18 protein-coding genes and 1 tRNA gene are annotated in these 16200 nt (G+C 39.3%); 10 read left to right on the top strand and 9 right to left on the bottom strand.

Features of this window, described 5'->3' with window-relative positions:
- The first annotated feature begins 74 nt into the window (after window positions 1–74).
- The 7 genes from surE to DUT68_RS09130 all read left to right on the top strand — a co-directional run bounded on the left by surE (window position 75) and on the right by DUT68_RS09130 (window position 5525).
- On the top strand, window positions 75–896 hold the full coding sequence (gene surE, locus DUT68_RS09160; protein WP_113637750.1) for a 5'/3'-nucleotidase SurE: 822 nt from the start codon (window positions 75–77) through the stop codon (window positions 894–896).
- A complete protein-coding gene (locus DUT68_RS09155) occupies window positions 897–1178 on the top strand; it encodes a stationary phase survival protein SurE (RefSeq protein ID WP_113637748.1) in 282 nt (93 codons plus the stop codon).
- A gap of 60 nt (window positions 1179–1238) precedes the next feature.
- Window positions 1239–2342, top strand: a complete 1104-nt coding sequence (gene lpxB, locus DUT68_RS09150; RefSeq protein ID WP_113637746.1) for a lipid-A-disaccharide synthase — start codon at window positions 1239–1241, stop codon at window positions 2340–2342.
- A 43-nt stretch (window positions 2343–2385) separates the two neighbouring features.
- The gene (locus tag DUT68_RS09145; protein ID WP_113637745.1) at window positions 2386–3030 is read left to right on the top strand and encodes a hypothetical protein; all 645 of its coding nucleotides are present in this window, start codon (window positions 2386–2388) and stop codon (window positions 3028–3030) included.
- 476 nt (window positions 3031–3506) lie between these two features.
- A tRNA-Ala gene (locus tag DUT68_RS09140) sits at window positions 3507–3580 on the top strand.
- 139 nt (window positions 3581–3719) lie between these two features.
- On the top strand, window positions 3720–4526 hold the full coding sequence (locus tag DUT68_RS09135; protein ID WP_113637743.1) for a DUF4350 domain-containing protein: 807 nt from the start codon (window positions 3720–3722) through the stop codon (window positions 4524–4526).
- 120 nt (window positions 4527–4646) lie between these two features.
- Window positions 4647–5525: a formylglycine-generating enzyme family protein gene (locus DUT68_RS09130; protein WP_237088305.1), complete on the top strand. Its 879-nt coding sequence runs from the start codon at window positions 4647–4649 to the stop codon at window positions 5523–5525.
- Window positions 5526–5590: 65 nt separating this feature from the next.
- Here the strand turns inward: DUT68_RS09130 and DUT68_RS09125 are convergent, their stop codons facing one another.
- The 3 genes from DUT68_RS09125 to DUT68_RS09115 form a co-directional block, all read right to left on the bottom strand.
- Window positions 5591–6619, bottom strand: a complete 1029-nt coding sequence (locus DUT68_RS09125) for a fatty acid desaturase family protein (protein ID WP_113637739.1) — start codon at window positions 6617–6619, stop codon at window positions 5591–5593.
- Window positions 6620–6819: 200 nt separating this feature from the next.
- On the bottom strand, window positions 6820–8136 hold the full coding sequence (ahcY, locus tag DUT68_RS09120; RefSeq protein WP_113637737.1) for an adenosylhomocysteinase: 1317 nt from the start codon (window positions 8134–8136) through the stop codon (window positions 6820–6822).
- A gap of 158 nt (window positions 8137–8294) precedes the next feature.
- Entirely contained in the window at window positions 8295–9053 is a 759-nt protein-coding gene (locus DUT68_RS09115; RefSeq protein WP_113638110.1) for a 3-keto-disaccharide hydrolase, read from the bottom strand.
- 155 nt (window positions 9054–9208) lie between these two features.
- Here DUT68_RS09115 and DUT68_RS18680 point away from each other — a divergent pair, with 155 nt between their 5' ends.
- The gene (locus tag DUT68_RS18680) at window positions 9209–9562 is read left to right on the top strand and encodes a DUF2752 domain-containing protein (protein WP_113637735.1); all 354 of its coding nucleotides are present in this window, start codon (window positions 9209–9211) and stop codon (window positions 9560–9562) included.
- A gap of 1 nt (window position 9563) precedes the next feature.
- Window positions 9564–10022: a CCC motif membrane protein gene (locus DUT68_RS09105; RefSeq protein WP_198659563.1), complete on the top strand. Its 459-nt coding sequence runs from the start codon at window positions 9564–9566 to the stop codon at window positions 10020–10022.
- A gap of 52 nt (window positions 10023–10074) precedes the next feature.
- On the opposite strand, the gene DUT68_RS09100 is transcribed toward DUT68_RS09105, so the two are convergent.
- Together DUT68_RS09100 and DUT68_RS18635 are read right to left on the bottom strand one after the other, a co-directional pair.
- Window positions 10075–10467: a bactofilin family protein gene (locus DUT68_RS09100; protein ID WP_113637734.1), complete on the bottom strand. Its 393-nt coding sequence runs from the start codon at window positions 10465–10467 to the stop codon at window positions 10075–10077.
- A 1-nt stretch (window position 10468) separates the two neighbouring features.
- Complete coding sequence (locus DUT68_RS18635; protein WP_306419609.1) at window positions 10469–11299, bottom strand: M23 family metallopeptidase; 831 nt, start codon at window positions 11297–11299, stop codon at window positions 10469–10471.
- A gap of 170 nt (window positions 11300–11469) precedes the next feature.
- Here DUT68_RS18635 and DUT68_RS09090 point away from each other — a divergent pair, with 170 nt between their 5' ends.
- On the top strand, window positions 11470–11880 hold the full coding sequence (locus DUT68_RS09090; protein WP_113637732.1) for a BrxA/BrxB family bacilliredoxin: 411 nt from the start codon (window positions 11470–11472) through the stop codon (window positions 11878–11880).
- A 49-nt stretch (window positions 11881–11929) separates the two neighbouring features.
- Here DUT68_RS09090 and DUT68_RS09085 read toward each other — a convergent pair whose 3' ends face one another.
- From DUT68_RS09085 to DUT68_RS09070, 4 genes are read right to left on the bottom strand one after another with little or no spacing between them, the layout of a single operon-like run.
- Window positions 11930–13348 (bottom strand): TolC family protein, encoded by a 1419-nt coding sequence (locus DUT68_RS09085; protein ID WP_113637730.1) that lies wholly within the window; start codon window positions 13346–13348, stop codon window positions 11930–11932.
- Window positions 13349–13358: 10 nt separating this feature from the next.
- Entirely contained in the window at window positions 13359–14720 is a 1362-nt protein-coding gene (locus tag DUT68_RS09080; RefSeq protein ID WP_113637728.1) for an HlyD family secretion protein, read from the bottom strand.
- Window positions 14713–15720: an ABC transporter transmembrane domain-containing protein gene (locus DUT68_RS09075; protein ID WP_113637726.1), complete on the bottom strand. Its 1008-nt coding sequence runs from the start codon at window positions 15718–15720 to the stop codon at window positions 14713–14715. The genes DUT68_RS09080 and DUT68_RS09075 overlap by 8 nt, the downstream gene beginning before the upstream one ends.
- 54 nt (window positions 15721–15774) lie before the next feature.
- Window positions 15775–16155, bottom strand: a complete 381-nt coding sequence (locus DUT68_RS09070) for a hypothetical protein (RefSeq protein ID WP_113637724.1) — start codon at window positions 16153–16155, stop codon at window positions 15775–15777.
- Window positions 16156–16200 lie beyond the last annotated feature (45 nt).

Raw genomic sequence — 16200 nt, 5'->3', positions numbered from 1 at the left:
GGAACTTATGAATCGCTTTGCGTAAAAAATAATGTTGATAGAAAAAACTGTAGCAGTTACATTAAATTTAAAGCATGAAAACTAAACCCACCATATTAGTAGTAAATGACGACGGTATTACCGCAACGGGAATAAAAGCCCTCATTGAGGTGATGAGCGAGATAGGGGAGGTTACCGTTGTAGCGCCCGATGGACCGCAATCTGGGATGGGACATGCCATTACGATAGGTAAACCGCTTCGTTTTGATAAGGTTAATTTGTACCCGCCTATTGAGATGTATAAATGCTCTGGTACGCCTGTAGACTGTGTGAAATTGGCAGTAAACAAAGTTTTTAAAGGTAAAAAGCCCGATTTGTGCGTGTCGGGAATTAATCACGGCTTGAATAATTCAATCAATGTGATTTACTCAGGTACCATGTCGGCTGCGGTGGAAGGTGCCATTGAAAAAATTCCTTCAATTGGTTTTTCTTTGGATGATTTTGCACAAGATGCAGATTTTTCGCACTGTAAGAAATATATTAAGCAAATTACGCTGCAAGTTTTGACCAATGGTTTGCCGGCTGGTACGTTATTAAATGTGAATTTTCCTAAGGGAGATCAAATTAAGGGCATCAAAATATGCAGGCAGGCCAATGCCAAATGGGCCGAAGATTTTGAAGAGCGCCAGGATCCTTACCGCAGGCCATATTATTGGCTGACAGGTGTGTTTGAGAACTACGATAAAGGTGAAGATACCGATGTTTGGGCCTTGGATCATGGCTATGCTTCGGTAGTTCCCGTACAGTTTGATTTGACAGCACATCATGCTATTCAAGAGCTTAATTCTTGGGATTTTGAAGGGAATGCTAGTCAAGGTAAAACAACGCACAGTGCCGATGGCTCCAATTTAGGTTAAATGGCAAAGTTGTTTTCTTCCGTAAAAAATCATGTGTTGGTTGGGTTAGGTGTTGGTCTTGTTAGTCCGTTAATATTAGGTACCATAGCGTGGTATTTAATGCATTATACCACTGTTTTCCGCAAGGCTGATTTGTTGCTGATTGGATGCGTGGCGGTAAACTTGGCCTGGGTTAAATATTTTAATAACTTAAATAAAGAAAATATCACTAGAGGAATTGTGAGTGCTACTTTTTTATGTGCTTTCGCTTTTTTCTTTTATAAAATTATGCAAGAAGTTTAGCACTGCTTAATTGCTAACTGAAAACTGCCAATTGTTTACTAACCCCTGGTACCTTAAAAAATGAAATATTACTTAGTTGCAGGCGAAGCTTCTGGAGATTTACACGGAGCAAATTTGATGAAGGCACTAAAGGCAGAAGATGCGAATGCCGAGTTTAGGTATTTTGGTGGTGATAAAATGCAGGCTCAGGGTGGGGATTTAGTTAAGCATTATGCCGATATGGCATTTATGGGATTTACCGAAGTGGTACTGAACTTGCGTACCATATTCAAAAACTTAAGGGCCTGTAAAGACGATGTGTTAGCTTACCAGCCGGATGTTATCATTTTAATCGATTTTCCAGGCTTTAACTTGAAAATTGCAGAGTTTGCCAAATTCAATAACATTAAAGTTTGCTATTACATTTCTCCAAAGGTTTGGGCGTGGAATCAAAAACGAGTACTGAAAATTAAAAAAATCGTTGACCATCTGTTTTGCATCTTGCCATTTGAAGTAGATTTTTACAAAACATGGGGCATGAAGGTTGATTATGTCGGAAATCCACTGCTTGATGAAATTGCTGTTTTTAAAGCAAATACTGGCTTTAGAATAGAAAATAAATTAAGCGACAAACCCATTGTGGCGCTTTTACCCGGCAGTAGAAAACAGGAAATAGATAGGTTACTGCCTGTGATGCTGGGTGTTACCGCGAACTTTCCGGAGCATCAATTTGTAATAGCGGCTGCGCCTACATTCGGTGCTAATTATTATCAGCAGTTTATTGGCAATAAAAATGTAATGCTGGTGTTTAATCAAACTTATAATTTGTTGCATGAGGCCTATGCTGCAGTAGTGGCATCAGGTACTGCAACTTTAGAAACTGCACTTTTCAATGTTCCACAGGTGGTGGTTTATAAAGGAGGAACTATTTCAATTGCCATAGCTAGATTATTGGTTAAAATTCGCTTTATCTCGTTAGTAAATTTAATTGTAGATAGAAAGATAGTGACAGAGTTGATTCAGGAAGATTGTTCTGTACAAAAAGTTACGGAAGAACTACAACAGATCACTTCGGGAACGGGAAGGCAGCAAATGCTAGAGGATTACAAACAACTTCACGAATTAATGGGTGATGCTGGCGCTTCTGAAAGAACGGCGAAGTTGATAGTACAAAGTATTAAATAAAAAAAGTTTATTAATTATAATTGCAGATTAATAAACTACTTAAATGAAAAAAATCTTATTATTAGCACTACTCGTAGTTGCAACATTTGCGGCTAATGCCCAATTTGAAGGAAGTAAGCAAGTATTTGAAAGTCCTAACCTGAAAAGTGAAATTGCTAAACACAAAATAGTAGCAATTTTGCCATTCGCTACTAGGATTTCATTCAGAAAACCACCAAAAGATTACAGTGCAGAGGCCAACAAAGCTCAAGAAGACAAGTTATCGACGTCTATCCAGTCAAGTTTGTACACTTTTTTATTGCGCAAAGCCTCTAATTACTCTGTAGAATTCCAAGATGTAGAACGTACAAATGTATTGTTGAGAAAAGCAGGTGTGTTTGATAAGTTGAACGAAATGACGAAGGATGAAATTGCGAAGATCTTGCAGGTTGATGCAGTTATTGGAGGGAATTTTGAAACGGAACAAACACGCTCCGAAGCCGGAGCTATTGCGACCACGATTTTGTTTGGTGGAATTGGCTCTAAAACAGGTACTGGAACCTTAACGCTTACTATCAATGATGGAGAAAAGGGGGCATTGATTTGGAGGTTTTTTAAAAGTATGGATGACAATGTTTTATCATCTCCGGACGTGTTGGTAGAGAGAATGATGAGGAAGGTTTCTCGTAATTTCCCATATACTAAATAAAATACCTACTTCTGGGTATTTTATCCGTAAGTGAACCAATTTATATTTGAACAAATTTAGGTTAAGCAAACAGAATTTGTTTGTCTATTCTCCGCTTAACTATGTTATTGTGTTTGGGAGGGCTGGATAGTCTTCCCTTTTTTTATTTTGTACTTGCAGAATTATCAAAAATACTTACTTTTGCTCGCACATGGGGGATTAGCTCATTTGGGTAGGCGTCCCGACTGATTCGGGAAGGTGGCCGGGATAGGCATTAAAGATTTGGGGGATTAGCTCATTTGGCTAGGAGTCCCGACTGATTCGGGAAGGCGGCCGTGATAGGCATTAAAGATTTGGGGGATTAGCTCATTTGGCTAGGCGTCCCGACTGATTCGGGAAGGTGGCCGGGATAGGCATTAAAAATACGGGGGATTAGCTCATTTGGCTATGTGTCCCGACTGATTCGGGAAAGTGGCCGGGATAGGCATTAAAGATTTGGGGGATTAGCTCATTTGGCTAGAGCGCTTGCCTGGCAGGCAAGAGGTGGCCGGTTCGAATCCGGCATTCTCCACTTACAAAAGCAGCTTATTAAAGCTGCTTTTTTCTTATGCTCATCTCTCCTAAACAATTCCCTAGCTATTACCGGCATAATTGTTAAATTTATGCTTTAAAAACCATAGTTCATTTAACTAATCATTCTTAAGTTTCAGATGAAAATAAAAACCACACGTATCTTCACAGCAGTATTATCTACATTTTTAATAGCGCCAATTTTTCAGCTAAATGCACAAACGGTAACGGTTGATAACTACTACAACCACGAGACAAAGAAAACTGCTGATAATAAAACAATAGACTTTCATTATTTGTGGAATGATACGGCGTCAACGGGATTTTCAATTTTTGGAGCAGCTTTCAAAAAAAACGGTGCAAAAAATTTAAATGTGCTTACGGAAGCGCCAACTTTGGAAAACTTAAAAAATACAGCTGTTTTCATCATTGTAGATCCTGATCATGTGGGTGATAATCCAACACCTAATTACATGAATGAAAAAGATGCTGCAGCTATTGCCACTTGGGTTAAAAATGGTGGGGTACTGTTATTGATGACTAACGATAAGGAGAATGCCGATTTAACACATTTCAACGCATTGCCCGCTAAATTCGGTTTTACGTTTAATACAGATTTGATTTTGTTTGTAAAAGACGACGCACATTTTGATGATGGTGGCCTTTCTACTAAAGGAAATCCGTTATTCAAATCCGCTAGTCATATTTTCATTAAAAATGCCAGTTCCATTAATATTAACGATAAAAATGTACAGCCTGTTTTAAAAACAAATGATGGCAAAGTGGCTATGGCGAGTGTTAAGTATGGCAAAGGAACGGTATTGGCCGTGGGCGATCCTTGGTTATACAATGAGTACACTAACGGTAGGTTGCCAGTAAAATTTGAAAACGACAAAGCTGCCAATGACATCGCTGCATGGCTATTGGGAAAAGCTAAAAAGAAGTAATCTTTTATGAAAGGCCTTTCTATTTTCGGGATTTGTTTAGGTGCATTATGCTGGCTTTCATGCTCTAATTCCAATAAGCAACAATCACCGGCTAATCATCAAATTAAAATAAAAGATGGAATGGTATGGATACCCGCGGGGGAGTTTACCATGGGTTCTTCTGATGCGAGCTTTGGCGATGCGCAACCACTTCATAAAGTGAGCTTAAAGGGCTTTTGGATGGACGAACATGAAGTGACCAATGCTGAGTTTGCGGCATTCGTAAAAGCTACTGGCTATCAAACTGTGGCAGAGAAAGCCTTAGATCCAAAGGATTTTCCCAATGTCCCTTTGGAAGATTTGGTGCCAGGCTCAGCAGTTTTTAGTCCGCCAAACTATGCTGTAGATTTAAATAACCCGTTAATATGGTGGAAGTATGTAAAAGGGGCTTACTGGAAACATCCCTTTGGCGACCAACGTACCGCCATTGATGACGAGCCAGTGGTACAAGTGAGCTATACGGATGCTTTAGCTTATGCCAAGTGGGCGGGTAAGCGATTGCCAACCGAGGCGGAATGGGAATATGCAGCAAGAGGAGGGAAAGAACAGCAACCTTTTTATTGGGGCAACGAATTAAAGCCCGATGGTAAATGGCAAGCGAATATATTTCAGGGCCAGTTTCCAAATGCTGATAGCAAAGAGGATGGATATATTGGTGTAGCTAAGGTGAAATCTTACGCCGCAAACGCTTTTGGTTTGTACGATATGGAAGGCAATGTTTGGGAGTGGTGCAATGACTTTTATCGCCCCGATTACTATCAAAACAGTCCACAACAAAACCCGCAAGGCCCATCCGATAGCTACGATCCGCAAGAGCCCGGCTTAGTTAAACGGGTACAAAGAGGTGGCTCTTTTTTATGTAGCGACGAGTATTGCAATCGCTACAGGGCTGGCTCACGAGGAAAAGGAGAGGTGAACAGCGCATCCAACAATTTAGGATTTAGGTGTGTAAAAGATTAACCTTCCTAAATAGAGATAATGTTCATCTCATTGCCTCTTCTCTTCATTGTTACATAAATTGACTGCTAAGGCTTTACCTTCATCGGTAAATAATGGTAAGCGTAAAACTGTTTTTTAAAGCATTTGTAAGATTTTACTGCCCCAAATACATGCATCATTTTAATATAATACCAAGCTAAATCAATTTGATGAGGCTTAAATCCACTACGGGCACTTTTAGGATATAAGTGATGATTGTTATGCCACTCACCAGCTACAAAGCCAGGCCAAAGTTGGTTAATTGAGTTATCTTTCCAGTTGTAATCGGTTCCTTCTTTCTTCTTATCTTCCCCTTTGCCATGGCCTTCGTAGTTAAAAGTACGTACACCCACACCCCAAAATCCGGCAGCACCGAATAGTGTACAGGCCAAAGCATGGCCGCCTATTAAGTAAAATGCAGCGTACCAAAATGCCCAATTGAATAACCAAGACGCTATGGCATTCCAGGGGTTGACATAAGAGCCCCATTTTAAATATTGGGTGTAGGAGTTAGATGTTACGCCGGTATGCTCCATCAATTGTTGCACCCTTCTAAATTCTGCTTCGTTTAAATCTTTTGCAATAGGTTGATGATTTACATCCGCCAGAAAACAGTAAAGAAAACCGCCTTGTGCATTGTAAGGATCGCCTGGCTTATCTGAAAGGGAATGATGAACGTGGTGCGAAACCACATAAATTTCTTCCGGAATAACGTTGATAGTGAGATTTTGCGTAATAAAACGCCAAAATTTATTTCTGAAGGTATAAGCGCCATGGGTGCAATAACGATGATGCCAAATAGTGCCATGAGTGCCCATCACAATCATACTGTAAATAAATGCAGCTAAAACTGTCCACCATTCTAGATAGTATATTAGAAAAATAAAGAAAAAAGGAATTAAGCAAATTATTTTGAGCCAACTGAAAAAAGGTAGCCAATTTCTTCTGTCGCGGAAAATATTAAGTCGGCTAAAAAACTCTTTAAATAACTGAGAAGGGCTTGGTTTAATTAAATCTCCATCTTGGTTTTTCCAGCCGTAAGTAGGCGGCTGCAGAACTCTCTCAAAGAAATGCATGTTTAGGTTTAGTTTATTGGGTTTAAATTCTTTAGAGAATTTTGTTGAAGATAAGATTATTTTGGAAATAATAATGCTTTTCTGAAAGAGATTCCAGCGAAGGGGCGCATAAAAAAAGGATGTGCAACTTGCACATCCTTTTTGTTGAAATTAAAATCTAAATATCCTAAGGACTATATATTGTTGAATTTCAGCTTAAATTAGTATCTGTAGGCTTCCGGTTTAAATGGACCTTCAACGGCTACACCAATGTATTCTGCTTGGTGAGGATCTAAAACATCTAATTCTACACCAATTTTTTCTAAGTGTAAACGTGCCACTTTTTCATCTAAGTGTTTAGGTAAAACATAAACCTTATTTTCATAAGCCGCAGCGTTAGTCCAAAGCTCTAGTTGTGCTAAAGTTTGGTTAGTAAACGAGTTACTCATTACAAAAGATGGGTGACCAGTTGCGCAACCTAAGTTAACTAAACGACCTTCGGCTAAAACGATAACGTCTTTACCATCAATGGTGTATTTGTCAACTTGCGGTTTAATTTCAACTTTAGTATGGCCATAATTTTGGTTTAACCAAGCCATGTCAATTTCATTGTCAAAGTGACCAATGTTACAAACGATAGCTTTGTCTTTCATGGTTTTAAAGTGTTCGCCACGAACGATGTCACAGTTACCTGTAGTAGTTACTACAATGTCAGCCTCTTTAACCGCGTTAGCGAATTTTTTCACTTCATAACCTTCCATTGCAGCTTGTAAAGCACAAATTGGGTCAATTTCAGTAACAATTACACGTACACCTTGTGAACTTAATGAAGCAGCAGAACCTTTACCAACATCGCCATAACCAGCAACAACAGCTACTTTACCGGCCATCATTACATCTGTAGCACGACGGATTGCATCTACTAATGATTCGCGGCAACCGTATTTATTATCAAATTTAGATTTGGTTACCGAGTCGTTAACGTTAATTGCAGGTAAGTGCAATGTGCCGTTTTTCATGCGCTCGTATAAGCGGTGTACGCCAGTAGTAGTTTCTTCAGATAAACCTCTGATACCAGCAATTAACTCAGGATATTTATCAAATACCATGTTGGTTAAATCGCCACCATCATCCAAAATCATGTTTAATGGTTGTTGATCAGGGCCAAAGTGTAAAGTTTGCTCGATACACCAGTCAAATTCTTCCTCGTTTAAACCTTTCCAAGCATAAACTTGAATGCCGGCAGCAGCAATAGCAGCAGCAGCGTGATCTTGAGTAGAAAAGATGTTGCATGATGACCAGGTAACTTCAGCACCTAACTCTACCAATGTTTCGATTAAAACTGCAGTTTGGATAGTCATGTGTAAACATCCCGCAATTCTAGCTCCTTTTAGGGGTTTTGTTGGACCAAATTCTTTTCTTAATGACATTAAGCCTGGCATTTCTGCCTCTGCTAATTCGATCTCTTTGCGGCCCCATTCCGCCAGTGAAATGTCCTTAACTTTGTAAGGTACGTAAGTTGTCTCTACTGATGACATATTGTTTTTGTTTTAAATTTATATTGCAAAGTTACGTGATGCCTTTATCAATAACAATTTAATATATTTTGCTTTACAAATTGATGATGGTTTGTGAGCTTTAAAGTAGCTGTGCGTAAAATAGTTGTACGGTAAAATTAACGCCAATGCTTGTACGGCTACAGTTCTCTTATCCAAATATTTCTAAAGCTAATCGGTTCACTTGGGTCACCATGATCTTGTAGTTTGATAGGACAAGCACCGTGAGCTTTTTTATACGATGGGGCGCCAATATACTGCGTTGGGCCGGTAAGTACTGCATTGTTTTGTACTAAAACGCCATTAAATAAAACGGTTACTCTTGCAGGAGTTTTAATTGAACCATCAGTATTGAAAGTAGGAGCAGTCCAAATTACATCGTAAGTTTGCCACTCTCCAGGTTTTTTATTGGCATTGGCCAATGGCACAAACTGTTTGTAAATGCTACCTGCTTGTCCGTTAACATAGGTGTCATTGTTGTAGTTATCTAAAATTTGTAGCTCGTAACCATCATCGCCGCCACCGGTTGAGGCTAAGAACAAACCACTATTACCTCTGGCTTGACCTTTTCCCGTAATGTTTGCTGGAATTTTCCACTCCAAATGCAATTGATAATTCAAAAAGGCTTTCTTAGTTTCGATATTTCCAGTTCCCTTTTTTACAGTGAATGCACCGTTATCAATAGTCCACTGTGCAGGTTTGCTTTTATCTTTTACTGATACCCACTGGTCTAAGTTTTTGCCATCAAAAAGTATCAACGCATCTGAAGGCGCATCTGAAAACACTTTTCCGGTACTCACTTTAGGTGGTACTGGTTGGTAAACTTCTGTATCTTCTGGTTTTTGTGCCCAAGTTTGTAGTGCCATTAACGACATGGCAAGCAATAGGAGTTTCTTCATTTCTGTATAAATTATGGTTAAATCTATTGAATTTTGATTCAGTTTCAAAGTGCTTGACAGTGGAGTTGAGTTAATTCCTGTCTCATTTATTTTAAATTTCAATAGTATCCGATTTAAAGCAAGCCAATTCGGAACTATTTTATATTTTAGCCATTATGAGAGGTATGTTTACGGTAATGCTTTTTTTGATACTTACTGAGGCCGGTGGAATTATCCATTGGTTGGAAAAACACCTGCTCACTTGTCCTTTTAAAAGCCTAACCGGATTAGATTGCCCCGGCTGCGGTTTTCAACGTTCATTTATTGCCTTACTTAAGGGCAACTTAGTACAGTCTTTTAAGTTTTATCCGGCTACAATTCCCTTTATAGCTTTGCTGGTTTATATGTTGCTGCACTTAAAGTTCGATTTCAAAAACGGGGCTTTCGTACTTAAAGTAATGTACATTTTTGTTTCCTCAATTATCATAATTAATTATATTTATAAAGTTTATCACCTACAAATTATTTAAAATGTCAGAAGAACAAGAAGGCCAAGTGCCACAAAACCCAGATCAAGGACAGCCGTTTGCTAAGCAACCTTTTGAAGGTAATGCGTTTCCACCAAAAGGAGGGAACTTTGGCTACGAAGGTATGCAGTTACCATTGCCCAATGCTACTGCGGTATTGGTGATGGGTATTTTATCCATTGTAACATGCTGCTGTTTCTATGGTATAATAAGTTTGATTTTAGGAATTATTGCCATAGTATTAGGAAATAAAGATACAAGATTGTATCTAGCTAATGTTGGCATGTATACGGAGAGTTCTTACAAAAACTTAAGAGCAGGTAGGATATGCGCTATTGTTGGTTTGGTGTTAAGTGCTATCACACTAATTGCATGCGTTATCATCATTATCACCTTTGGATTTGATATGCTAAAAGATCAAGAGGCTATGAAGGAATTGATTATGGAAATGCAAAATCGCTAATCCAGTTTAAAGATAATAGGAGAAGCCTCGATTTTTTCGAGGCTTCTTCCATTTACACCGCTTTTAATGCTTTCTCCTCGGCCTTAATCAGCTGCTTCATCTCTAATTTACCATTGTACTGCGCTCCTAACTCTATCTCAAGTGTTTCCGTTTTGATATCGCCATTTACCACCCCAGTTTTTTTAATTTCTAGTTGCATTGCTTGTACATTACCAGTTACAGTGCCGTAAATAATGGCTGATTTGGTTTTGATGTTACCAATAATTACGCCTTTGTCGCCTAAAATCAGTCCGCCCTCAGTGGTGACATTGCCAGTCACTTTACCATCGATGCGGATAATGGAAGTACCGTTAATTTCGCCAGTAATTTCATAGCCGTAGCCAATTAAGGTGGATATTTCTTGCTGGTTGAGATTTAAGGATTTAGTTTCTTTTTTTTTGAACATGTTATTCTAGGCTTAAGTAAGTTTTTGGGTTGACAATTTTTCCGTTTCTATGCACTTCGTAATGTAAGTGTGGGCCAGTTGAACGCCCTGTAGAGCCAATATTGCCAATAATTTGACCGGCATTAACTTTCTGTCCTGCCCTCACCACAATTTTTGATAAGTGTCCGTAATAGGTTTCGAAGCCATTGCCGTGATTGATGATGATGCAGTTGCCATAACCACCTCTTCGGCTAGCAAATTTTACAGTGCCGTTGGCAGTAGTTTTTACAATTTCACCATAATTTCCTTTGATATCCAAGCCTTTGTGACTTTCTATATTTTCGCCAGTAAAAGGATTTTCCCGGTGTCCATAAGTGGAACTGATGCGGCCTTTATGAGGATAGCCCATTGGTGTAAAGCCAACTAGCCTAATCATCCGGTTCAAATATTCATCATAAAATGTACCTATTTCTTCGGTGCTGCCTAATTCATTATCCTCTGTGCCTCCCTGATTTGCAGGCGTTGGTTTTAAGCCTCTTGCTTTCAGGTATTTATTAATGGTTTTCAGTTTTTCATCAATAGCCAAATAGTGCTTTTTAATAGCCGATGTATCCATTTGAATTACCTCTTTTTGGTGGTTTTCAAGTAATAATGCAAGCTTTTGATTGGATAATTGCATTTCGGCCTTAGCTTTTACCAAATGCATAATGATACCTACTAAGCCACAAAGCGTTAAAAAAAGTGCGGTTACAAACTTTTTCCAATGCTTAACATAAAATGTTTTGACCTGAAACGGCTTGGCGTAATGTTGGTTTTTATCAAGGAAGATGATAGTTGTCTTATCCTTCTTCATAGACATAGATTAAATTTTTAGTTTGGTTAGTAAACAAATATATGATTTTCAGTAATATATAACGCATGGCGATAATATCATTGTATTGTTAAAACTGTTTATTAGAACGATGGAAAGTTGAAAACCTATACAAATTCATTATTTTTGTGGCTTCATTTTAAAAAATAGATATGTATCCAGAATATTTAGTTGCGCCAATGCGTGCCGAGTTAACCAACGTTGGTTTTGAAGAATTGAAAACTGCCGAAGAGGTTGATCAAGCGATTCAAAGCGAAGGTACCGTTTTTGTAGTGGTTAATTCTGTTTGCGGTTGTGCTGCTGCAAATGCTCGTCCGGCTGCAAAGCTAGCGGCTGCTAATGTTAAACATCCAGATAAATTGGTAACTGTTTTTGCAGGTATGGAAAAAGATGCTGTTGATAGAGCAAGATCATTTATGATGCCTTTCCCTCCATCTTCACCAGCTATGGCTTTATTTAAAGATGGTAAATTGGTTCACATGATTGAACGTCACCAAATTGAAGGCCGTCCGGCACAAATGATTGCCGAAAACCTAGTTGGTGCTTTTGAGCAGTATTGCTAGTAGCTATTGAAAACTAAAAAAGGACAATGCCATACGCATTGTCCTTTTTTTATAACCTGCTTCCAGCCTTATAATACAATTCGGCCAAAGTTTTTTGGTAAGATGATACCATTTCCTCCCGTTTAATTTTCATATCGATCAGTTTGGTTTCCCTGGCATTGATTAAAAACAAGGTGCTTTCACCCAAGCTGAATTTAGAAGTTTCTCCTTTGAGCAATATTTCTTGATTTGAGATACTTTTAACCTGTGTAGCCAACTGCTGGGTATAGGCTGCCAAACTATTATAACTTGCAGTCACCGCATTTTTAATTTCTCGGTTAGATTGCTGCAAATCATACGCTACTTCCAGTTGCTTTAGCTTCACCTCCTTTAGTTTACCACGCTCTTTCCTTAAAAATAATGGAAAGGCAAATTCGAAACCTACTTTATGATTGCCCCAGTTAAAATCGTAGTAAGAAGGTACATCATTGTTAAACCAGCGCCTAGTAGTAAGTAGTGAGCCTCCAATATTCAATTTTGGTTTAAGCATTTCGCTACGGTACTGTCTTTCTATCTCCAGCTGACTGCCTTTGGTACGCAATTTCACGATTTCAGGGTGCTGTTGTTCTGCAAAATTAAGGAGTGAATCAAGTACCAACTGATTTGGCTGTTCCACTACTTCAATTCGTTGCGGCGGTTTTGCTGTAGTGGGTAGCTCTAAAGGCTGTGCATTATCCCCCCATAAATGGTTCGATAGCGTTAACCTGGCATTTAACAGGTCAATTTTGGTTTTTTCGAATTGTATTTGGCGATCTTGCACTGTAATTGCAGCTTCCACAGAATCGATACTTGCCTTATCTCCCAATGAAGTCTGCTGACTGATGGCCTTGAATCTTTTTTGTGCCAAATCTAAACCTTCATTCACCAATTGAAACTGATGATAGGTAAAATACCAGTTCCAATAATCTTTAGCAATGTTGTACCAAATGGTGTTAATCTGCTTTACCCTTTCCGCTTCAGCATAATTTACCATCACTTTTGCTTGCCTCAAAGTATTTCTTCTTGAATCAATCAATAAGCCTTGACCTAAAGGAATACTAATGCCTACAGCGCCTAATCCAGCTGTTGAAGTTTGCGTTTCCGGATTAGTAAATTCACCTACATTTCTGTCGTAACCTACTTTTAAATCAGCGCCAGCTAGCCACAAGGGTACTTTTAACTCACTGGTCCAGCGGTTATAATATTCATTTTCACCAAACATTTTTCTATCGAAACCCGCTTTCAAAGAAGGGTCGAAAAAGCCTAGCGATTGCATTACATTGGCACGAGCAGTTTCGCTAAGTAGCGCCGCTTGTTTTACTACGGGGTGGTTACGGAAAACAATTTCCTGTAAATCTTTCAGTAAAAAAACATTGGCCGTATCTACTTTTGGCTGTGCATACCCAATTTGGAAACACAACAGCATTGTCATTATCGATAATAACCTCATAACTCCTTCGCTATTTTGCCTGTGTTGGATCACCTTTTGGTTCTTTTTCTAGACTAGGAGGGAAGCCATTTAGCTGTCGCCATATCTCGTACCAAACTGGCACTGAGTTTAAAATTACCCTGCCATACACACCTGAACCTTGCCTTAATTGTATTGGCCAAGGCTCATCCGCTTTTGGTACAGGTAATGTTTGGCGCACTAATACGCGGTAAGTTCCGTTAGGGCTCGCCATTTTATCAATAGAAAATACACTTCCTGCAAATGTGCCAACTGCTACCGATGGCCACCCTGAAAACTGTACCGACGGCCATCCTTCAAATTGCAATCGGACACCGTTATTACCTTCAATTAAGGGTACGTCCATGGCGTTTACATAAATTTCAGCGGCAACCTGTGGGTTTTTAGGCTGAAGTGTAGCTACTGATTCGCCATCTTTAATGGTTTCGCCAAGGCCAGCTTTTAAGGTTTTGATGATGTAACCATTTTGCGGCGCTCTCACTACGTATAAACCACGTCTGAAGTCAATATTGGCAATCTCATTGCGCAATTTGGCAATATCGCCTTGTGCTGTTGCCTGTCCAGATAAAGCCGTTCCCATGTCTGATTGGGCTTTAGCCACGCTTTCTTGGTACTTCACCCGAGTGTTGTCCAAATCAATGCGGGCATTCAATAAAGCTTGTCGGGATGTATTTAACTTATTTTCTTGCGCAATTACTTTTGCATTATCATTTTGTACGCTTAGTCTTCTACTTTCAATATCCGTTAAAGAGAACAATCCATCTTTAAAACCTTTCTCATAACGTTCTAGCCTAGCTAAACTGATGGCGTACAATTGTTTTACTGCCACCAAATCGGCACTATCTGTCCTCACCTGATTGATACTTTGTTTCACTTTGTTTTCGGCAGCTACCAGCTGAAGTTTTACCCCACGGTTTAATGCTTCAATTTGTGCTTGGGTAGCACGCATTTTCTGTTTTGCGGCTTCTTCGCTACCCTGTTTGGCTGATAGTTGTTCCTGTAACCTCACAGGTAAGTTAGGGTCAAAATACGACTGACTGATCTCAGAAATCGTTAGAATTGTATCTCCTTTTTTTACCTCTTGTCCCTCACTTACGTACCAACGCTCAATACGCCCACCAATTTGGTTTTGTACAGTTTGCGGTCTATCTTCGGGCGTTAGCGCCGTAACAGTACCACGCCCTGGGATGGTTTGTCGCCAAGGTAAAAACAAGATGATGACGAACAGCACACACATGAAAAGTATGATGCGTTGCAACAATAAAATTTTATCTATTCGCAGTAGGGAGGCTTGCGACTTTTCTGCCAAATTCTCCCAATTCTTTTTATGATCTACTGGTGTATAGTTAGCCATGATTAGCCTCCTCTCCCTCGTTTAAATCTAAATCAGTTACTACAGCCAATTTCTCTGCAGCCGTTACCATGTCAAAAATGGTATTCATGCTGGTCATAATTTTCTCTACGGCATAGCTAATTTGTACCACAATTACCTCTGCAGCTACAAACTGCCCAAAGGTCATTTGTCTTTCAATTACGAAGTACGAGCCCATCACTAACAAAGCGCCCATTAGTATGGTGCGTATGATGATGGAACTGGCGAAAAACTTACGTAGGATGCGAAAGTGGTTGGTGCGTGATTTAAGATAGTTGGAAGTGATTTCATCCGTGATATCCATCGCTTCTTTCATCTTCGCTTCATTTCCACGATAGCTGTCCAAATTTCCTGCTACTTCTTCCAAATAGGCTACCACTTGGTATTTATGACTAGATTCCTTCAAACTTGTTTTAACAGCTTCCTTATAATAAAGTGCTACCACAAAAGGTAGGGCTATCATGATAAAAATCCCGAAAGCCATATAAACTGGATGGTAAAAAGAAAGCAAAATGGCACTGAATACAATCAATACCGCGGCTGCAACAATTTCAACCACCAGTTTGGTTAAACCTTTTTGTATGGTAAGGATACCGAAGAAACGATTGACCAATTCAGGTGGATGTTCGCCCTCAAGTTCGGATTTTTTAATTCGGGGCAAGCGGTAGGCAAACTCTAAGGATGTACGTGCAAATATTTTTTGCTCTACCAGTTCCACTAACGTGAGCTGACCAATTAAAAGCAAGCCGCCAATTAAGATACCTAAAAGTACCACCGCAATTAAAATATAAGTGGAGCTGTACATAGAGCCGTTACTCAATAAGTTAAATATGGCCGTAGTACCTAAGGGTAGCGACAAGCCCAGCAAACCAATGAGTATGGCGTAAAATAAAATGTAGTTAATCGATGATCGCTCAAAATGCAATATCGCAACTAGGCGCTGCCAAGGCTTTAAAGCCGATTCGGCATGTTTCTTTTTCATAAAAGATTATAAATAAAGCAGATATAATGGGAATAATAGTTGTTGTAACGTTAATTATGCTACAAACTCGGGTGGTTGTGTAATGATAGGAATGAGCGGCTCGGAAATGATAGCAAGTAAGTAAACACTGTTGTGTGCTTCCCAGGTTGCCGGCTCTTTAGTGAAATAAGTATGGTTGTCTGGCCATTGGAAGTACCAAGCCTTACGCACCATCCTTAGTGATTTGTTATCTTTTTTACCTTGACTCTCCTCCTCGTTTGGATGTTCATCATCGGTATCTATAAAAACAACTGACCATTGCTTGCCTAGGCAAACGCTAGTTTTTACCGCAAAGCTGAAAAACAGCAAGGCGCTAAAAAGGTAAATGGAAATCTTGTTTTTAAACAAAGCAATCATGGTTTGCAAAGATAAATGCTGTTTGATGATTGCTAACAATCTTAAGGCCAATATGCTTTGGCAAAAATCTGATTTTACAAAATC

This window comes from Pedobacter zeaxanthinifaciens (assembly GCF_003313335.1).
Classification (GTDB): domain Bacteria; phylum Bacteroidota; class Bacteroidia; order Sphingobacteriales; family Sphingobacteriaceae; genus Pedobacter; species Pedobacter zeaxanthinifaciens.
Note: the sequence above shows the minus strand (reverse complement) of the source record. Positions and strands in the feature narration are given on the sequence as shown.

Bases quoted from the DNA above. Each gene is read 5' to 3' on its own strand.
- DUT68_RS09100 (WP_113637734.1), bottom strand. From the start codon at position 10,467: ATGTTCAAAAAAAAAGAAACTAAATCCTTAAATCTCAACCAGCAAGAA.
- DUT68_RS09145 (WP_113637745.1), top strand. From the start codon at position 2,386: ATGAAAAAAATCTTATTATTAGCACTACTCGTAGTTGCAACATTTGCG.
- lpxB (WP_113637746.1), top strand. From the start codon at position 1,239: ATGAAATATTACTTAGTTGCAGGCGAAGCTTCTGGAGATTTACACGGA.
- DUT68_RS09115 (WP_113638110.1), bottom strand. From the start codon at position 9,053: ATGAAGAAACTCCTATTGCTTGCCATGTCGTTAATGGCACTACAAACT.
- DUT68_RS09125 (WP_113637739.1), bottom strand. From the start codon at position 6,619: ATGCATTTCTTTGAGAGAGTTCTGCAGCCGCCTACTTACGGCTGGAAA.
- DUT68_RS09075 (WP_113637726.1), bottom strand. From the start codon at position 15,720: ATGAAAAAGAAACATGCCGAATCGGCTTTAAAGCCTTGGCAGCGCCTA.
- DUT68_RS09090 (WP_113637732.1), top strand. From the start codon at position 11,470: ATGTATCCAGAATATTTAGTTGCGCCAATGCGTGCCGAGTTAACCAAC.
- DUT68_RS09130 (WP_237088305.1), top strand. From the start codon at position 4,647: ATGGTATGGATACCCGCGGGGGAGTTTACCATGGGTTCTTCTGATGCG.
- DUT68_RS09085 (WP_113637730.1), bottom strand. From the start codon at position 13,348: ATGAGGTTATTATCGATAATGACAATGCTGTTGTGTTTCCAAATTGGG.
- DUT68_RS09105 (WP_198659563.1), top strand. From the start codon at position 9,564: ATGTCAGAAGAACAAGAAGGCCAAGTGCCACAAAACCCAGATCAAGGA.
- DUT68_RS09155 (WP_113637748.1), top strand. From the start codon at position 897: ATGGCAAAGTTGTTTTCTTCCGTAAAAAATCATGTGTTGGTTGGGTTA.
- DUT68_RS18635 (WP_306419609.1), bottom strand. From the start codon at position 11,299: ATGAAGAAGGATAAGACAACTATCATCTTCCTTGATAAAAACCAACAT.
- DUT68_RS09135 (WP_113637743.1), top strand. From the start codon at position 3,720: ATGAAAATAAAAACCACACGTATCTTCACAGCAGTATTATCTACATTT.
- DUT68_RS18680 (WP_113637735.1), top strand. From the start codon at position 9,209: ATGAGAGGTATGTTTACGGTAATGCTTTTTTTGATACTTACTGAGGCC.
- surE (WP_113637750.1), top strand. From the start codon at position 75: ATGAAAACTAAACCCACCATATTAGTAGTAAATGACGACGGTATTACC.
- DUT68_RS09080 (WP_113637728.1), bottom strand. From the start codon at position 14,720: ATGGCTAACTATACACCAGTAGATCATAAAAAGAATTGGGAGAATTTG.
- ahcY (WP_113637737.1), bottom strand. From the start codon at position 8,136: ATGTCATCAGTAGAGACAACTTACGTACCTTACAAAGTTAAGGACATT.